The sequence below is a fragment of the Flavobacterium crocinum genome (assembly GCF_003122385.1).
GTDB lineage: Bacteria > Bacteroidota > Bacteroidia > Flavobacteriales > Flavobacteriaceae > Flavobacterium > Flavobacterium crocinum.
The window spans coordinates 2664538-2682309 of record NZ_CP029255.1 but is presented as its reverse complement, the minus strand read 5'-3'; the positions used below and the strand labels follow the sequence as shown (position 1 = coordinate 2682309).

Here is a 17772-nt window from a genome sequence, read left to right as displayed (position 1 = left end):
TAATTAGCATTTGCTACATTTATTGTAAACTATTTAAAATCAAGATCATGGCAGAATACATTGGTTATCTCGCATCTGTTTTTATTGTTGGAGGTTTTTTATTGAAAAATCTTAGAACAATCCGATTTATTAATATGTTTGGCTGTATCTGTTTTGTAATTTACGGCATATTTTTAAATGATTATCGGGATTTCAATCAGTGGCTTTGGCCTGTAATTATTCCGAATGCCATTTTAGCTTTTGTTCAGATTTATTATCTGACTTCCAAAAAGGAACAATCTTAAAATTATGATACTTTAAAATAAAATTCTGATACGCTTTCCGCTTACGATAATCGTAACTTTAAGTTTAAAATTGAATTTTATTACCATGTTAAAACAATATTCTCGTTTAGCAATTGTGCTATTTTTAATCACAAGTTGTGCTTCTAAAAAAGTAAAATTTGAAGATTATGTCTTTAAAACCAAAAGCGAAGAACAAAAATATCAAGCTTCCTACGATAAGGCTTTAAAACTTTGGAACATTCCATACACGGAAGAAGATGTAAAAACCAGTTTTGGAACAGCTCACGTAGTTATTGCCGGCCCAAAAAACGGAAAAGATTTGGTATTACTCCACGGAATGGATGCCAGCTCTACGATGTGGTATCCAAATATTAAAGCTTTCACCAAAAAACATCGCGTTTATGCCATCGATTTTATAATGGAACCCAATAAATCCAATTTAACGGTAAAATCGCTTTCATCAAAAGATATTCTTGCTTTTTATAATGAAGTTTTTGATCATTATAAATTAAAGAAATTTGATCTAATTGGCGCTTCAAGAGGCGGCTGGATTGCTACTTTATTAGCTACAGAAAAACCTAATTCGATAGACAAAATAGTTTTACTAAGTCCCGCGCAGACTTTTAAATTTATTGATAAAGTCGGAAAAACATCTTCTGCTTTAATGTTGAAACTTTTCCCAAGCGAAAAGAAATTCGGAAAAACATTAAAGACTTTTTCTACTCATCCGGAAAATATCAGTGTCATTTATAAAAGACAGTTTTATTTGGCCAATAAATATTCAAAATCGAATTCCAGCATGCTTAAAATGATGCCTTTTTCTCAAAAAGAATTAGAATCCATTACAAATCCCGTTTTGGTTTTAATTGGTGATAAAGACGTCATTAATTCTGAAGAAAGTTTAGAAAGAGCCAATAAATATTTATCCAATTGTAAAACAAAAACCGTAAAAGACGCAGGTCATTTTTTAACTATCGATCAGCCAAAAATGGTAAATGATGCGGTTATTGATTTTCTAGAATAAGAGTTTTTTTGCCACGAATTGCACCAATTTACACGAATTTACTTTTATAATTCTTTCAGAAAATAAAAATTAGTGTTAATTCGTGCAATTCGTGGCGAACCATTTTTAAAACAGTTTTTAAACTTCGTATCTTTACAAACCTAATTTTCATCAGCAACAAATGAATTTCCACGTAGCTTCAGAATACAGTCCAAAAGGAGATCAGCCACAAGCCATACAGAAATTGGCGCAAGGCGTAGTCGACGGAGAAAAATATCAAACTCTATTAGGAGTTACGGGTTCCGGAAAAACATTTACCGTAGCCAATGTGATACAGGAAGTACAGAGACCAACTTTGGTTTTGGCTCATAATAAAACTTTAGCAGCGCAATTGTACTCTGAATTCAAACAATTTTTCCCCAATAATGCGGTGGAGTATTTCGTTTCTTACTACGATTACTATCAGCCGGAAGCTTTTATGCCGGTTACAGGAGTTTTCATTGAAAAAGATTTATCTATCAATGAAGAATTGGAAAAAATGCGTTTAAGCACCACCTCTTCCCTACTTTCGGGACGTCGTGATGTTTTGGTTGTTGCTTCTGTTTCTTGTTTGTATGGTATTGGAAATCCTGTTGAATTTCAGAAAAACGTAATCGAAATTAAACGAGACCAGGTTATTTCGAGAACTAAATTACTACATAGTCTGGTACAAAGTTTATATGCCAGAACAGAAGCCGATTTTAATCCTGGAACTTTTAGAATAAAAGGCGATACTGTTGAAGTTTATCCAAGTTATGCTGACGACGCTTATAGAATACACTTTTTTGGCGATGAAATTGAAGAAATAGAATCGTTTGATGTTAAGACATCTCAGGTAATAGAAAAATTTCAAAGACTGACCATTTATCCGGCCAATATGTTTGTGACTTCTCCGGAAGTTTTACAAGGCGCTATTTGGCAGATTCAGCAGGATTTGGTGAAACAGGTAGATTATTTTAAAGAAATAGGAAAACATCTCGAAGCGAAACGTCTGGAAGAAAGAACCAATTTTGACTTAGAAATGATTCGTGAATTGGGTTATTGCTCCGGAATTGAAAATTACTCCCGTTACCTTGATGGACGTGAAGCCGGAACGAGACCTTTCTGTCTTTTGGATTATTTCCCAAGTGATTATTTAATGGTTATTGACGAAAGTCACGTAACCGTTTCACAGGTTCATGCCATGTACGGAGGTGACCGAAGCCGTAAAGAAAACTTAGTGGAATACGGATTTAGATTACCTGCCGCAATGGACAACCGACCTTTAAAATTTGAAGAGTTTGAAGCTTTGCAGAATCAGGTTATTTATGTTTCTGCAACTCCTGCCGATTATGAATTGCAAAAAACAGATGGTGTTTATGTGGAACAGATTATTCGTCCAACCGGTTTATTAGATCCAATTATTGAGGTTCGTCCAAGTTTGAATCAGATTGATGATTTGATTGAAGAAATTCAGGTTCGATGTGAATTGGACGAAAGAGTTTTGGTAACCACATTGACCAAAAGAATGGCCGAAGAATTAGCCAAATATTTGACTAAAGTAAGCATTCGATGCCGTTATATTCACTCAGAAGTTGATACTTTAGAGCGTATCGAAATCATGCAGGATTTACGAAAAGGTCTTTTTGATGTTTTAATTGGAGTAAACTTGCTTCGTGAAGGTCTGGATTTACCGGAAGTTTCTCTTGTTGCTATTTTGGATGCTGATAAAGAAGGGTTCTTAAGAAACCACAGATCTCTAACGCAAACAATTGGTCGTGCAGCGAGAAATTTAAATGGTAAAGCCATTATGTATGCTGATAAAATTACGGCAAGCATGCAACGAACGATTGACGAGACTGAATACAGAAGAACCAAACAGATTAATTTCAACGTTCAAAATAATATCATTCCGCAAGCTTTAAACAAAAAAATCGAAAGTGCTTTTACCAAAAATCCATTGGTAGAATACGAATTAGGACATCCGATTCCTGTTGCGGCCGAACCGGAAACAGCATATTTATCTAAAGCTGAGCTAGAAAAAATGATTCGCGAAAAGCGTAAAACAATGGAGAAAGCAGCTAAAGAATTAGATTTCTTACAAGCAGCTAAACTTCGTGACGAAATTAAAAAACTACAGGAACAGCTGGCTTAATTGTGCTGTTCCTGAAAAATTTCTAGTAAAACTATTGGGTTGATTACTGTATTCGGTGCTTTTTTCATCATTTCTAAAACACGCTTTACCGCAGAAAGATTCAACCCCATCTGTAAAGCAATTTGCTGAATGGCCTGGAATTCTCTTTCATGCAAAACACCATCACAATGCATCAATAAAGCCAGTCTATAAAACTGATTAATTCTTTGCATTTCAGAAGATATTGGAAGCGGTTTTGTTTCTTGATGAAATAAATCCTGAAACTCTTCGTCACTTATATTCAATTCAAAAGCGACAAGTCTTAAAAATTCTAGTTCGCGTTTGTGCAAATGTCCGTCTACAGTGGCGAGGGTAATCATTTCCAAAAGTAAACTTCTTTTTTCTGCTTCTGTATTCATCAATTTCTTATTTTTAGCTAAAATATTGCTTTTAAATAAAAATACAAAACACGGATAATGAAGAGGATTTTCATGGCGGTTTTACTTCTATTTACTCTTATTGGCAAAGCGCAAAGCACTGCTTCAAAAAATGTATCAACCTTTACAATTGAGGCGCCTCAACTGAATACTTCAAAAAAAATCTGGATTTATCTTCCGGAAAATTATTCTAAAGACATTCGAAAGAAATACAGCGTTATTTACATGCATGACGCTCAAAACCTTTTTGATGCTAAAACTTCTTATTCCGGCGAATGGAATGTTGACGAAAAATTAGACAGCTTGAAAGCTCCCGTAATTGTTGTTGGAATCGAACATGGAAATGAAAAACGAATTGACGAACTGACTCCTTTTAAAAACGAAAAATATGGAGGAGGAAATGCCGTTAATTATTTAGAATTCATTGTAAAAACATTAAAGCCACATATTGATAAAAATTACAGAACCAAAACAAAAGCAAAAAATACTATTCTTTTTGGAAGCTCTCTTGGTGGTTTGGTTTCTTATTATGGAGCATTAAAATATCCTGAAGTTTTTGGAAAAGCAGGCGTTTTTTCACCTTCTTTTTGGTTTTCTCCAGACATTTATACTTTCACCGAAAAGCAATCCAAAATCAAAACTAAAATCTATTTTTTGTGTGGTGATAAAGAAAGTGACGACATGGTAAACGATTTAACCAAAATGAAACGTTTACTTGATACAAAACGTTGTTATTGCCTTCATTTAGACAAAACCAAAATTGTAAAAGGCGGAGAACATAACGAAAAACTTTGGCGCGATCATTTTGCTGAAGCTTTAATTTGGTTAGGTTATTAATTAGAAATAAAAAAAACATCCCTATAAATGAAACTAATTTTAAGAGAATACAATCTCAAACTAAAGCACACTTTTACGATTTCAAGAGAATCGATTGATTTTCAGCCTTCTTTAATTGTTGAATTACAAAGTGATGGTTTTTCAGGTTTTGGAGAAGCCACTTCAAATCCGTATTACAATACAACGGTGCCAATGATGATGCAGGATTTGGAAAAAATAAGAAGCATTATTGAAAATACCGAAGACGAAACTCCAGAAGTATTTTGGGCTAAAATTCATCCGTATTTAAAAGACGATATGTTTGCTTTATGTGCTTTGGATCTGGCTTACAATGATTTGTATGCCCGCAAAAAAGGCAAGAAATTATATGAATTATGGAATTACACTACCGAAAGAAATCCGATGACGGATTATACAATCGGAATTGCTTCTATCGATAAAATGGTTTCTAAAATGCAGGAACTTCCATGGCCAATTTATAAAATTAAATTGGGAACTAAAGAAGATATTGAAATTGTAAAAGAACTTCGCAAACACACTGATGCCATTTTTAGAATTGATGCCAACTGTGGCTGGGGTGTTGAAGAAACGATAAACAATGCTGTAGAATTAAAAAAACTCGGTGTTGAATTCTTAGAACAACCAATGAAAGCGGATAACTGGGAAGGTCATAAAGAGGTTTTCAAGCATTCTGTTCTTCCTGTAATTGCAGACGAAAGCTGTATTATTGAAGAAGACGTTGCCAAATGCCATAATCATTTTCATGGTGTGAATGTGAAACTGGTAAAATGCGGTGGTTTAACTCCTGGAAAACGCATGATTGAAGAAGCTAAAAAATTAGGATTAAAAACGATGGTAGGTTGTATGACCGAATCTACGGTTGGAATTTCTGCAATCGCTCATTTACTTCCCAAATTGGATTATGTTGATATGGATGGTGCGCTTCTTTTAGCAGAAGATATTGCAACGGGAGTAACTATAAAAGACGGTGTTGTAAGTTATTCAGATTTAAACGGAACTGGAGTTACACTTTTATAAAAATGATAGTCGATAAATTTCCCGATCGCATTATTGAAATTGACCAAAAACAATATTTGTATTTTGGCGGAACTGCTTATTTGGGACTTCCAACAAATACAGCATTTCAAGAATTAGTAGTTCAGAATATTTTGAATTGGGGAACGACTTACGGGAGCTCTAGAACGGCTAACATTCAATTAAAAGCTTATGATGAAGGTGAAAACTTTTTGGCTTCTCATATTGGCTCAGAAAAGGCTGTAACCGTTTCTTCAGGAATGCTGGCCGGCAAATTGGTTATCGATTTAATGAAAAGACAAACCGATTGTTTTTTCCATTTGAATGATACTCATAACGCAATCCAAACCGAAAATAGTTTTCCTGTATTCTTAAACGGAAAATTAAACGATCGGCTGTTAGATTCAAAACCTGAAAAAGTAACGATTTTAACCGATGGAGTTCCGTCTTTTGAAACAAAACCTGTTGACTTATCTTTTTTAGAAAAGATTTCAAAAAACAAAGAAATCACTTTAATTATTGATGAATCTCATTCTTTAGGAATTACAGGTAAAAATGGATCTGGAATTTATTCTTTAATTCAATTTCCAGTTAAAAGAAAAATCATGGTTTCTTCTTTAGGAAAAGCTTTTGGATTAACAGGCGGTGTTATTGCTGGCGATTCAGAATTCATAAATCAGATAAAAGAACAGGAAACTTTTACCAGCGCCGCAGGAATGAATCCTGCTTTTGTACAGACACTTTCTGAGGCTAAAGAAATTTATCAAGTACAGCATCAGAAACTGTTGGATAATTTAAATTACATTGATTCGATTTTAGATAAAAATAACAATGTGAAATTTGACAAAACTTATCCGCTGATTTATTTGTTATCCAATGAATTAGTAGAAAAACTACAACAGGAAAACATTATTATCGCCAGCTTCAGATACAAAAAAGAAGCTGATCCTTTAAATCGAATTGTAATTACAGCCAACCATTTAAAAGAAGATTTAGACAAATTGGTTGGCGTTTTAAATAAAAAATAGCCACGACCCGAGCGATAGCAAACAGGCTAAGCAATTGCACAAATTTCCATTAATTCATTTTAAAATTTTAATTCGTGAAAATTCGTGCAATTCGTGGCAAAAAAAAATACTCCAAATTTTTGCTTTTAAACCGTACCTTTGTAAAAAATAAACAATGACAAATAACGATATACTTAAAAAACTTCGCGTGGCTTTGATGCTCCGTGACGATCAAATAGTTGAAATTTTAGAATTAGTAGATTTTAGAATTTCAAAATCAGAATTGGGTGCTTTTTTCAGAGCCGAAGATCATCCAAATTATATGGAATGTGGAGATCAGGTTTTAAGAAACTTCTTAAACGGATTAGTAATTCATTTAAGAGGAACTAAAGAAAACCCAAAAAACCCAACAGATGTTTTAGCAAAACATAAAGCTGAGATTCCAAAAAGAGAAACTTCTAAGGAAAGACCAGAATTTAAAGCGAGCCCTAAAGATTCTGAAAAATACAGAGGTGATAAAAGTCCGTCAAAATCTGGTTCAGCTGCTGGAAAACCTAAAAAGAAATCATTCCCAAAAGGAAATGGAAAACCGGTTGTGGTGGAAAAAGTGGTTTTTAAAAACGGTAATAAGAAAAAATCGTAACTGGGGATTTAACCGCAAAGAACGCAAGGTTTTTTACTTAAAAGACTAAATATAAACGCAAAGTTCGCAAAGCTATATGGAGCTTTGCGAACTTTGTGTTTTAAAAAAGGTTCTAATTACGGTCTGATTCTCAGATATAGCTCGCGGTTTCAACCGCAGGGACGTCCAGAAATACATTTCGTGATATCCGTTTTGTACCCTTGGTTGAAACCACGGGCTATGCTGAAATAAAACTCGTAAAATCTTATTGGTTTAGCTTTGCGAACTTTGCGTTTGTATTCACAATATTTGGCCAAAAATCCTTGCGCACTTTGCGGTTAAAATCTATATCTTATTCTCCTCTATTTTATCAAAAAAGGCATCTTTAAACGTTGCTCCTATCGGCAGTTCTTTTCCATTTACAAAAACAGAAAAATTATCCGTTGATTCAATATGTTTCAAAGAAACAACATACGATTTATGAATTTGTATAAAATCATTTTCTGGAAGCGATTCGATTACATTTTTCAATGAAGAATGTGTAATAATCTGCTGTTTTTCGGTATGAATACAAACATAATTCTGCAGGCTTTCTACATACAAAATATCACTTAAAAAGATTTTCTGGAATTTGTTTTTTCCATCCGTTTTAACGAACAGAAAATCAGGTTGATTAGTTTGGTTTGAAACGATTGTCTTTGGTTCAGAATTCAGTTTTGAAACGGCCTGATAAAAACGTTCAAACGAAATGGGTTTCAATAAATAATCGACTGCATTCAGTTCAAAACCTTCTAAAGCAAAGTCCGGATAAGCAGTTGTAAAAATGACTTTTATATTTTTCGAAATGATTTTTGAAAGTTGTAAACCCGTCAATTGAGGCATCTGAATATCCAAAAAAATAACATCGACTGTTTTGGTATTCAGAAATTCTAATGCCTTTAAGGAATCATTAAAAACTCCGGATTTTTCAAGAAAATTTACTTTTCCGATATAATTTTCCAATATCCTGGTTGCAGGCGGTTCATCATCTACAATAATGCATTTCAAAGCCATAGATTAGTTTTTTAGTGGTATTTTTAAGTAGGTTTTAAAGGTATTATTTTCTTCTGTTTTTTCAAGAATAAATTGATCCTTGTACATGTATTCTAGTCTCTTCGTCAGGTTCTCAAAGCCGATTCCGGTAGAAGAATAATTTTCGCCTTCAACATTATAATTAAATGTTGAAATTTCTAAAAATCCGTCTTTTATTTGGATCGAAATAAGAGCTTTCTCTTCTTTATCATTCAATTTTCCATGCTTAAAAACATTCTCCACAAAATGAATTAAAGCTGAAGAAAGTATCCTTTCATTTGAATATTCGCCTTCAACAGAAAAATCCAAATACAACTGATCTTCAAACCTTTTTTTCTGTAAATGAATATAGTTTTGAATAAACTGAATTTCTTTGGAAAGAACTACTTCATCTTTATCCGTTTCGGTAATCACATATCGAAGCAAATCGGAAAGCACTAATATATCATCAGCCATTTCATCTTCTTTTAAAACCAACTGACTATAAAAAGAATTCAGTGTATTAAACAAAAAATGCGGACTAACTTGTGCTTTCAACATTTGGAATTCGGCTTTTTTGTTTTCCAAAAGCAATTCCTGATTTTGATGTTGCGTAGTATGAAACTGCCAAAACAAAAAAGTCAATGCACTTAAAAGTACAGCTGGTAATCCGAAGAAAAAGTTGTCTTTTATGTAATAACTTATCTCTCTGGCTTCTTCATAGTAGTTGTGCATTCCGGTAATATTAAACATAACAACTTCTTGCAAAAAATAACGAACAGCCGCAAAAAGCAATAGCGAAACTGGAATTGTCAAAATATAAAAAAATAATTTCTTCCTGTTTAAAAACCATTCACAGAAATAATAAAAGTTGAGAATGTAAATACAAAATATTGCTAACAAATGAGTTGGCGTAATTCCATAACATATTGCTTTGATCACAATTTCTATTTTTTGATCATTAAGTCCAATATCCCAGAAAATGTATGTTAGAAATAACAATACGAAAAAGACAACGTGGTAGTAAAAAGGTATTCTTGATTTCATAGTTTCTGATAATTAATTCAAAAATACAACTAAGCCTTTAATCGAAAACGACATTTATTTAAAACATGCTTTTTTAGGGATGAACGATCAAAAACTTTACATGAAATTATTACAGTGCAAATTTGATCTGTTTATAAAATGAAATCCTATGTTCATCAAAAACAAAAAACAGAGATCAAAAGACGAAATACATTTGTCATGAATTTAAAAACAAAACGTCATGCACAAAATCATCTTATTACTCACAATTATTACATTAAACTTAGCTTCAGCTCAAACCAGGAAAAAGCAAATTTTATTAATTGGAACGTTCCATTATTCAAATCCAGGTCATGATGTTGCCAAGATAAATACTTTTAATGTAATGTCTGAGAAAAGCCAAAAGGAACTCGAAATAATGAGTGACAAAATCAAAAAATTTGGTCCGAATAAAATTTTTGTAGAATGGAAATTTAGCAAACAAGCCGAGTTAGATCAGTTTTACAATAAAAATACCGACAGTTTGCTTAAAAATAGTACAAATGAAATTACTCAGTTAGCGTTACGTACTGCTAAAAAACTGAATCATAAAAAAATGTATGGAATTGATTATCGTACTCGTTTTCCTTATGACAGTTTAATGATGTCAATGGAAAAAGCAAATCAGAAGGATTTAATGAAAAAAAATACGGAATCAACAGAAAGGTTCCAGAAAGACAATAATGAAAGAATGGCTAAAAGCTCTTTAACCGAACTTATGCTTTACTACAATGAAAAAGCAACTAATGAAGATAATATCCAATGGTATTTGGAAGTAGCCAACAGAACTGGAAATCCAGACGATTTTACAGGAGCTTCTTTAGTTTCAAATTGGTACAAAAGAAACCTTTACATGTATTCTTTGGTTCAGAAATTAACCGAAAGTACTGATACTAAAATAATGGTTTTACTTGGAGCCGGACACGCTGCAATGCTAAGAGAATTTCTGGCACACGATCCAGAATTTGAAATTGTAGAACTGGCAACAGTTTTGAAATAGTTATTTCTAACCTCAACATTAACCTTTGCGTAGACGCACTGCAGCGTCTCTACGATATACATTATCCATAAAAACAAAAAATCATGAAAAAAATTATTGTATTACTAGCTCTTATTACATTTAACATGACATCTGCTCAAACTAAGAAAAAGCAGATTCTGTTGGTTGGAACATTTCATTATGCCAATCCTGGCCTTGATGTTGCTAAACTAAACAGTTTTGATATCTTGTCTGATAAAAGCCAAAAAGAACTCGAAATAATGAGTGACAAAATCAAAAAATTTGGTCCAGATAAAATATTTGTAGAATGGGAATTTAACGAACAAGCCGATTTAGATAAGCTTTACAATAAAAATACCGACAGTCTTTTTAAAAATAACAAAAACGAAATAACACAACTGGCACTTCGTACGGCTAAAAAACTGAATCATAAAAAATTATACGGAATGAATCTCTATACTTCTTTCCCTTATGACAGTTTACTGATGTCAATGGAAAAAGCAAACCAGAAGGATTTATTGAAAAAAAGCGATGAAACAAAAAAAAGAAATGAAAAAGATCATAATGAAAGAATCGCAAAAAGCTCATTACAAGAACTCATGTTGTATTACAATACAAAACAAGCAGAAAATAGAAATATCCAATGGTATTTGGAAGTAGCCAACAGAGCTGGTAACCCAGATGATTTTACCGGAGCTTCTTTAGTTTCAAATTGGTACAAAAGAAACTTGTACATGTATTCTTTAATTCAGAAATTGACTGAAAGTACAGATAATAAAATAATGATTCTAGTCGGCGCTGGTCATGCTGCATTGATTAGAGAATTTATAGCACATGATCCTACATTTGAAATTGTGGACTTATCAACTGTTTTGAAATAGGGCTTTTTTTACCGCAAAGCACGCAAGGATTTCTACCAAATAATATGTATACAACCGCAAAGTTCGCAAAGCTTTATCCATATAGCTTTGCGAACTTTGCGCTTATATAGATTCTTATATGTAAAAAAAATCCTTGCGTGCTTTACGGTTAAATTGACTGCAAAAAAAATCCACTCCTTTCGGAATGGATTTTCTATATAAATTGATTTCTTATTTTAATTAAGAAAGAGCAGCTTTAACTTGGTCAGCAGCTTCTTGGAATTGAACTGCAGATAAGATTGGCATACCAGAGTTGTCAATTAATTCTTTTGCAATTTCAGCATTTGTTCCTTGCAAACGAACGATAATTGGCACATTGATAGCGTCTCCCATGTTTTTGTAAGCGTCAACAACACCTTGAGCAACACGGTCACAACGAACGATACCTCCGAAGATGTTAATTAAAATAGCTTTTACGTTTGGATCTTTCAGGATAATTCTGAAAGCAGTTTCAACACGTTTTGCGTCAGCAGTTCCTCCTACGTCAAGGAAGTTAGCAGGCTCAAAACCAGCATATTTAATTAAGTCCATTGTTGCCATTGCAAGACCAGCTCCGTTTACCATACATCCTACAGTACCGTCAAGGTCAACATAGTTAAGACCAACTTCTTTAGCTTCAACTTCGATTGGATTCTCCTCACGGATATCTCTCATTTCAGCATATTTTGGTTGTCTGTATAAAGCGTTATCGTCGATGTTAACTTTAGCATCAACAGCTAAGATTTTGTTATCAGAAGTTTTAAGAACTGGGTTGATTTCGAACATAGAAGCATCAGAACCAATGTAAGCATTGTAAAGTGCGTCGATGAATTTCACCATTTCTTTGAAAGCGTTTCCAGAAAGACCTAAATTGAAAGCAATTCTTCTAGCCTGGAAACCTTGTAATCCTACAGAAGGATCGATTTCTTCAGTAAAGATTAAGTGTGGAGTGTGCTCAGCAACTTCTTCAATATCCATTCCACCCTCAGTAGAATACATGATCATGTTGCGTCCAGTACCTCTATTCAATAAAACAGAAACATAAAATTCAGAAGTTTCGCTTTCTCCAGGATAGTAAACATCTTCAGCAACTAAAACTTTGTTTACCTTTTTTCCTTCTGGCGGAGTCTGAGGTGTAATCAATTGCATTCCGATGATTTGTTCAGCTAACTCTTCAACTTGTTGTAAGTTTTTTGCCAGCTTAACTCCACCACCTTTTCCACGACCACCTGCGTGAATTTGTGCTTTTATTACGTGCCATCCTGTACCAGTTTCGGCAGTTAATTGTTTTGCAGCAGCTACAGCTTCAACCGCATTGTTAGCCACAATTCCGCGTTGTACGCGTACTCCGTAACTCGCTAAAATTTCTTTTCCTTGATATTCGTGTATGTTCATAATATAGAATTTGTCTGGTTCTGAATTTATTTCAGAATAAAAGTGCGACAAAAGTAACAAATAACAACTTAATAGGAAAATCTTTTTCAATTAAATAAATGTTATATATAGGTATTAAGCGTTGAGAATTTATCAATGCAAACAAATCGTTAACCGAATAATTTGTTAATGTTAACACAAACCGCGTAAAACGTTTGATATTTAACAAAAAATTCACTGGATTTATTGGCCTGCCGACGATTTTTCCTAATATATTTTAAGAGTAATTATATTTTTAGCAATTCGGGCTGCTTTATATAATATTATTAATAATTAAGAACCCATTTTCTAATATTACAACAAAAATGAAAGCAAAAGCATAATTTCACTACATTATGTTTAACGAAATCTTTATTTTTGTAGAAAAAATATCAAGAATGAAAGTTAAAGAACAAGGGCTTTATCTGCCTGAATTTGAACACGACAATTGTGGTGCGGGATTTATTTGTAATTTGAATGGTATTAAATCAAATGATATTATTCATAAAGCATTAGACATCTTAATTAAATTGGAACATCGTGGTGCCGTTAGTTCTGATGGAAGAACTGGGGACGGAGCGGGAATTTTATTCGACATTCCTCATGATTTCTTTAAGAAAGTTTGTGACTTTGAAATCCCTGAAGCTCGTGAGTATGCAGTAGGAATGGTTTTTTTACCAAAAAGCAAAAACCAGGTTTCTTTTTGTATCAATGCATTTGAAGCAACTATTAAAGATCAGAACTTAAAGATCTTAGGTTGGAGAGATGTGCCTGTTGATGTTGAAAATTTAGGTGAAATCGCCGCAGAAAAAGAACCAACAATTAAACAAGTTTTCGTTTCTAAAAACGGACAGGATTTAACTGAAAATGAATTTAATGCAAAACTTTTTGCAGCTAGAAAAATAGCTGAACATGCCGTAAGAGGATCTAAAACTTCTGAAAGCCACATGTTTTATTTTACTAGTTTATCGACAACTACTATTATATATAAAGGTCTATTGATGCCGGAAGACATCAGCCGTTATTATATAGATTTGAAAGATCCGGACCTGGTAACTCGTCTTGCACTTGTACACCAGCGTTTCTCTACTAATACATTCCCTTCTTGGGATCTTGCTCAACCGTTTAGATACATGTGTCACAATGGTGAGATTAACACACTTCGTGGAAACGTAAGCCGTATGCGTGCTCGTGAAGAGCTTATGCAAAGTGCTGTTTTTGGCGATGATATTAAAAAATTATTCCCAATTATCTTAGAAGGAAAATCAGATTCTGCTTCTATGGATATGGTGGTTGAACTTTTATTAATGACTGGTCGTTCGCTTCCAGAGGCAATGATGATGGTAGTTCCTGAAGCTTGGGAAAAACACCAGACAATGTCTCCGGAGAAAAGAGCTTTCTATGAGTACAATGCTTGTATCATGGAGCCTTGGGATGGTCCTGCTTCTATTCCGTTTACAGATGGTAACGTAATTGGAGCTTTACTAGACAGAAATGGTTTACGTCCTTCTCGTTATACTTTAACGAAAAGCGGCTTCGTAATTATGTCATCTGAAATTGGTGTATTAGATATCGATCCGGAAGATGTAATTCAGCACGGACGTTTGGAGCCAGGAAAAATGTTCCTGGTTGATATGAATGAAGGTCGTATCATCGAAGACGAAGAAGTTAAAAAAGCGATAGTTACAAAACGTCCTTACCAGCAATGGGTTGACGAAAACTTATTGCCTTTGGCTAGCGTTCCTTACACCAACAACCCTACTCCTGTTGAAAAATTAGATTTCTTAACAAGACAGCGTTTGTTTGGTTATACTATTGAAGATTTAAAAACGATCATCAACCCAATGGGTAGCGACGGAGCTGAAGCAATCAGCTCTATGGGTAACGATACGCCTTTGGCAGTTTTATCAGATCAGCCTCAGTTGTTGTACAATTACTTCAAACAATTGTTTGCTCAGGTTACTAACCCGCCTTTGGATGGTATTCGTGAAGAAATCATTACAGACATCAGTTTAGCAATTGGAGGAGATTTCAATATTTTCGAAATTGAATCTAAGCAATGTAAAAAACTGAAAATCCAGAATCCGGTTATTTCTAATGAGGATTTGGATAAAATCAGAAATATTGATCACGCAGATTTCAAATCGGCTACCATTTCTACTTTATACAAAATAGAAAAAGGAGTTAACGGTCTAGAGCGTGCTCTTGAAAAATGCGTTCAGGCTACTTTTAAAGCAGTTGAAGAAGGATGCAACATCATCATCTTATCTGATAGAGGTGTAAGCGAAGAATTAGCTCCAATTCCTATGTTATTGGCTTGTTCTTACATTCACCACTCATTGAATATTTTACAGGTTCGTTCTAAATTCGGAATCATTATCGAATCTGCGGAACCACGCGAACCTCATCATTTTGCTTTATTATTCGGATATGGTGCAAGTGCGATCAACCCTTACATGGTAAACGAAATCATTCACGATCAGGTTGAAAAAGGTTTTATTACAAAAGTAAAAGCAGATTATGCAGTTGTAAATTATAATAAAGCAATTGCAAAAGGAATCGTGAAAATCATGAACAAAATTGGTATCTCTACTTTACATTCGTACAGAGCTGCTCAGATTTTCGAGATTTTAGGTCTAAACAAAACATTTACATCAAAATACTTCCCTTACACGCCATCAAGAATTGAAGGTATTGGTTTAATGGAAGTTGAAAAAGAAGTGAAAAAACGTTTCCAAAAAGCTTTCCCAAATTCAAAAATCGCAAACTTGCTTTCTCTTGAAATTGGAGGTATTTACAGATGGAGACGTGGTGGAGAAAAACACATGTTTAACCCAACTACGATTTCTAAATTACAACAGGCAGTTCGTTTAAACAGCCCAGAAAGCTATAAAGAATACGCAAATGCTGTAAACGAGCAAAGCTCAAACTTAATGACGATTAGAGGTTTATTTGAATTCAATAATTTGGATCCAATTTCTATTGATGAAGTGGAACCTTGGACAGAAATCGTTAAGAAATTCAAAACGGGTGCAATGTCTTACGGATCTATTTCCAGAGAAGCACACGAGAATTTAGCGATTGCAATGAACAGAATTGGTGGAAAAAGTAACTCTGGAGAAGGTGGAGAAGATCCGAAACGTTTCCAGAAAGAAATTAACGGAGATTCTAGAAACTCTGCCATCAAACAAGTTGCTTCGGGACGTTTTGGTGTTTCGATCAACTATTTGACAAACGCTAAAGAAATCCAAATCAAAATGGCTCAGGGAGCAAAACCTGGAGAAGGTGGACAGTTACCTGGAGAAAAAGTGGTGCCTTGGATTGCTGAAACCAGAAACTCTACGCCTTATGTAGGTTTGATTTCGCCTCCTCCTCACCACGATATTTACTCAATTGAGGATTTATCTCAGTTGATTTACGATTTGAAAAACGCAAACCGTGAAGCTCGTATCAACGTGAAATTAGTTTCTGAAGTTGGAGTTGGAACTATCGCTGCCGGTGTTGCCAAAGCAAAAGCTGACGTTATCCTGATTTCAGGTTATGACGGAGGAACTGGAGCTGCTCCATTAACATCTTTACAGCACACAGGTATCCCATGGGAACTTGGTTTAGCTGAAGCTCAACAGACACTTATCTTGAACGACTTAAGAAGCCGTGTAGTTTTAGAATGTGACGGACAATTAAAAACAGGTCGTGACGTAGCTATCGCTGCTTTATTAGGTGCAGAAGAATTCGGATTTGCAACGGCTCCGCTTGTAGCTTCCGGATGTATCATGATGAGAGCTTGTCACTTAAATACTTGTCCGGTTGGTATTGCAACACAGGATCCGGAATTGAGAAAAAATTTCAAAGGAACTCCAGAGCACGTAATCAACTTCATGTATTTTATTGCTGAGGAGTTAAGAGAAATCATGGCGCAGTTAGGTTTTAGAACTTTAAAAGAAATGGTAGGTCAGTCTCAAAAATTAAACGTAGACAAAGCTATCAAACATTATAAAGCTAATGGTTTAGATTTATCGGCTATTTTATACAAACCGGAAAAAGCTAAAACGGTTCCAAATCATAATACAACAACTCAGGACCACGCTCTTGAAAATGTATTGGATTTCGATATCATCAAAGAAGCTATTCCGTCTATCTATAGAAAAGAGAAAACGAGAGTTACATTCAAAATCAAAAATACAGACCGTTCTGTAGGTGCAATTTTGAGTAACGAAATCTCAAAAATTTATGGCGCACAAGGATTACCAGCTGACACTATTTTAGTTGATTTTGAAGGTTCTGCCGGACAAAGTTTTGGTGCATTTGCAACAAACGGATTGTCATTTAAAATTCACGGAAACTGTAATGATTACTTAGGAAAAGGTCTTTCTGGAGGAAAACTAATTGTAAAAGTACCTCCTACTGCAACTTTCAAACCTGAAGACAACATCATTATTGGGAACGTTGCCCTTTACGGAGCTATTACCGGAGAGGCTTATATTAATGGTATCGCAGGAGAACGTTTCTGTGTGAGAAACTCTGGAGCAACAGCAGTTGTAGAAGGAATTGGAGATCACGGATGCGAGTACATGACAGGTGGTACAGTTGTAGTTTTAGGAAAAACTGGAAGAAACTTTGCTGCTGGTATGAGCGGTGGTGTAGCTTACATTTACGATCCGAAAAAGAAATTCGATTCGACAGTATGTAACATGGAAATGGTTGCATTCGATCCGATGGAAGAAGAGGACGTTACTAAACTAAGAAAACTAATCAAAAACCATTCATTGTACACTAGCAGTCCATTAGCAAAAAGAATTTTAGCAGACTGGGAAAATGAACAACAGCACTTCGTAAAAGTAATGCCAACAGATTACAAAAAAGCATTAAAACGAATTGCAGAAGAAAAACAAATAGAAGAATTAATAGCGGGATAAATGATTTTAGATTTTAGAGTTCAGATTTTAGATTAAAACTTAACCGCAAAGC

The 17772-nt window shown here is 34.3% G+C and carries 14 protein-coding genes; 10 read left to right on the top strand and 4 right to left on the bottom strand.

What is annotated here, in order from left to right:
• Window positions 1-47: 47 nt before the first annotated feature.
• From HYN56_RS12030 to uvrB, 3 genes are all read left to right on the top strand, one after another.
• Window positions 48-284: a uroporphyrinogen decarboxylase gene (locus HYN56_RS12030; protein ID WP_091496092.1), complete on the top strand. Its 237-nt coding sequence runs from the start codon at window positions 48-50 to the stop codon at window positions 282-284.
• An 85-nt stretch (window positions 285-369) separates the two neighbouring features.
• Window positions 370-1308, top strand: a complete 939-nt coding sequence (locus HYN56_RS12025) for an alpha/beta fold hydrolase (RefSeq protein ID WP_109192393.1) — start codon at window positions 370-372, stop codon at window positions 1306-1308.
• Between the two features lie 160 nt (window positions 1309-1468).
• Window positions 1469-3460, top strand: coding sequence for an excinuclease ABC subunit UvrB (gene uvrB, locus HYN56_RS12020; protein WP_109192392.1), 1992 nt, complete (start codon window positions 1469-1471; stop codon window positions 3458-3460).
• On the opposite strand, the gene HYN56_RS12015 is transcribed toward uvrB, so the two are convergent.
• Entirely contained in the window at window positions 3457-3858 is a 402-nt protein-coding gene (locus HYN56_RS12015) for a TerB family tellurite resistance protein (RefSeq protein ID WP_109192391.1), read from the bottom strand. The two genes, uvrB and HYN56_RS12015, sit on opposite strands and share 4 nt — an antisense overlap.
• A 57-nt stretch (window positions 3859-3915) precedes the next feature.
• Between HYN56_RS12015 and HYN56_RS12010 the strand changes: the two genes are divergently transcribed.
• The 4 genes from HYN56_RS12010 (at window position 3916) to HYN56_RS11995 (ending at window position 7398) form a co-directional block, all read left to right on the top strand.
• Window positions 3916-4713, top strand: a complete 798-nt coding sequence (locus tag HYN56_RS12010; protein WP_109192390.1) for an alpha/beta hydrolase — start codon at window positions 3916-3918, stop codon at window positions 4711-4713.
• A gap of 27 nt (window positions 4714-4740) precedes the next feature.
• A complete protein-coding gene (locus HYN56_RS12005) occupies window positions 4741-5751 on the top strand; it encodes a dipeptide epimerase (protein ID WP_109192389.1) in 1011 nt (336 codons plus the stop codon).
• Window positions 5752-5753: 2 nt separating this feature from the next.
• Entirely contained in the window at window positions 5754-6776 is a 1023-nt protein-coding gene (locus HYN56_RS12000) for an aminotransferase class I/II-fold pyridoxal phosphate-dependent enzyme (RefSeq protein ID WP_109192388.1), read from the top strand.
• A 154-nt stretch (window positions 6777-6930) separates the two neighbouring features.
• Window positions 6931-7398, top strand: a complete 468-nt coding sequence (locus tag HYN56_RS11995) for a DUF1456 family protein (protein WP_109192387.1) — start codon at window positions 6931-6933, stop codon at window positions 7396-7398.
• 324 nt (window positions 7399-7722) lie between these two features.
• Here HYN56_RS11995 and HYN56_RS11990 read toward each other — a convergent pair whose 3' ends face one another.
• Both HYN56_RS11990 and HYN56_RS11985 read right to left on the bottom strand, forming a co-directional pair.
• The gene (locus HYN56_RS11990) at window positions 7723-8430 is read right to left on the bottom strand and encodes a LytR/AlgR family response regulator transcription factor (protein ID WP_109192386.1); all 708 of its coding nucleotides are present in this window, start codon (window positions 8428-8430) and stop codon (window positions 7723-7725) included.
• Between the two features lie 3 nt (window positions 8431-8433).
• Window positions 8434-9474, bottom strand: coding sequence for a sensor histidine kinase (locus HYN56_RS11985; protein WP_109192385.1), 1041 nt, complete (start codon window positions 9472-9474; stop codon window positions 8434-8436).
• A gap of 220 nt (window positions 9475-9694) precedes the next feature.
• Here HYN56_RS11985 and HYN56_RS11980 point away from each other — a divergent pair, with 220 nt between their 5' ends.
• Entirely contained in the window at window positions 9695-10492 is a 798-nt protein-coding gene (locus HYN56_RS11980) for a DUF5694 domain-containing protein (RefSeq protein ID WP_109192384.1), read from the top strand.
• An 83-nt stretch (window positions 10493-10575) separates the two neighbouring features.
• Window positions 10576-11373, top strand: coding sequence for a DUF5694 domain-containing protein (locus HYN56_RS11975; protein WP_109192383.1), 798 nt, complete (start codon window positions 10576-10578; stop codon window positions 11371-11373).
• Window positions 11374-11592: 219 nt separating this feature from the next.
• Here HYN56_RS11975 and sucC read toward each other — a convergent pair whose 3' ends face one another.
• A complete protein-coding gene (sucC, locus tag HYN56_RS11970) occupies window positions 11593-12786 on the bottom strand; it encodes an ADP-forming succinate--CoA ligase subunit beta (protein ID WP_091131042.1) in 1194 nt (397 codons plus the stop codon).
• A 416-nt stretch (window positions 12787-13202) separates the two neighbouring features.
• Here sucC and gltB point away from each other — a divergent pair, with 416 nt between their 5' ends.
• Entirely contained in the window at window positions 13203-17720 is a 4518-nt protein-coding gene (gltB, locus tag HYN56_RS11965; protein WP_109192382.1) for a glutamate synthase large subunit, read from the top strand.
• The last annotated feature ends 52 nt before the right edge of the window (window positions 17721-17772 follow it).

Coding starts and splice junctions, on each gene's coding strand:
- HYN56_RS12030 (WP_091496092.1), top strand. CDS start 48: ATGGCAGAATACATTGGTTATCTCGCATCTGTTTTTATTGTTGGAGGT.
- HYN56_RS12025 (WP_109192393.1), top strand. CDS start 370: ATGTTAAAACAATATTCTCGTTTAGCAATTGTGCTATTTTTAATCACA.
- uvrB (WP_109192392.1), top strand. CDS start 1,469: ATGAATTTCCACGTAGCTTCAGAATACAGTCCAAAAGGAGATCAGCCA.
- HYN56_RS12015 (WP_109192391.1), bottom strand. CDS start 3,858: ATGAATACAGAAGCAGAAAAAAGAAGTTTACTTTTGGAAATGATTACC.
- HYN56_RS12010 (WP_109192390.1), top strand. CDS start 3,916: ATGAAGAGGATTTTCATGGCGGTTTTACTTCTATTTACTCTTATTGGC.
- HYN56_RS12005 (WP_109192389.1), top strand. CDS start 4,741: ATGAAACTAATTTTAAGAGAATACAATCTCAAACTAAAGCACACTTTT.
- HYN56_RS12000 (WP_109192388.1), top strand. CDS start 5,754: ATGATAGTCGATAAATTTCCCGATCGCATTATTGAAATTGACCAAAAA.
- HYN56_RS11995 (WP_109192387.1), top strand. CDS start 6,931: ATGACAAATAACGATATACTTAAAAAACTTCGCGTGGCTTTGATGCTC.
- HYN56_RS11990 (WP_109192386.1), bottom strand. CDS start 8,430: ATGGCTTTGAAATGCATTATTGTAGATGATGAACCGCCTGCAACCAGG.
- HYN56_RS11985 (WP_109192385.1), bottom strand. CDS start 9,474: ATGAAATCAAGAATACCTTTTTACTACCACGTTGTCTTTTTCGTATTG.
- HYN56_RS11980 (WP_109192384.1), top strand. CDS start 9,695: ATGCACAAAATCATCTTATTACTCACAATTATTACATTAAACTTAGCT.
- HYN56_RS11975 (WP_109192383.1), top strand. CDS start 10,576: ATGAAAAAAATTATTGTATTACTAGCTCTTATTACATTTAACATGACA.
- sucC (WP_091131042.1), bottom strand. CDS start 12,786: ATGAACATACACGAATATCAAGGAAAAGAAATTTTAGCGAGTTACGGA.
- gltB (WP_109192382.1), top strand. CDS start 13,203: ATGAAAGTTAAAGAACAAGGGCTTTATCTGCCTGAATTTGAACACGAC.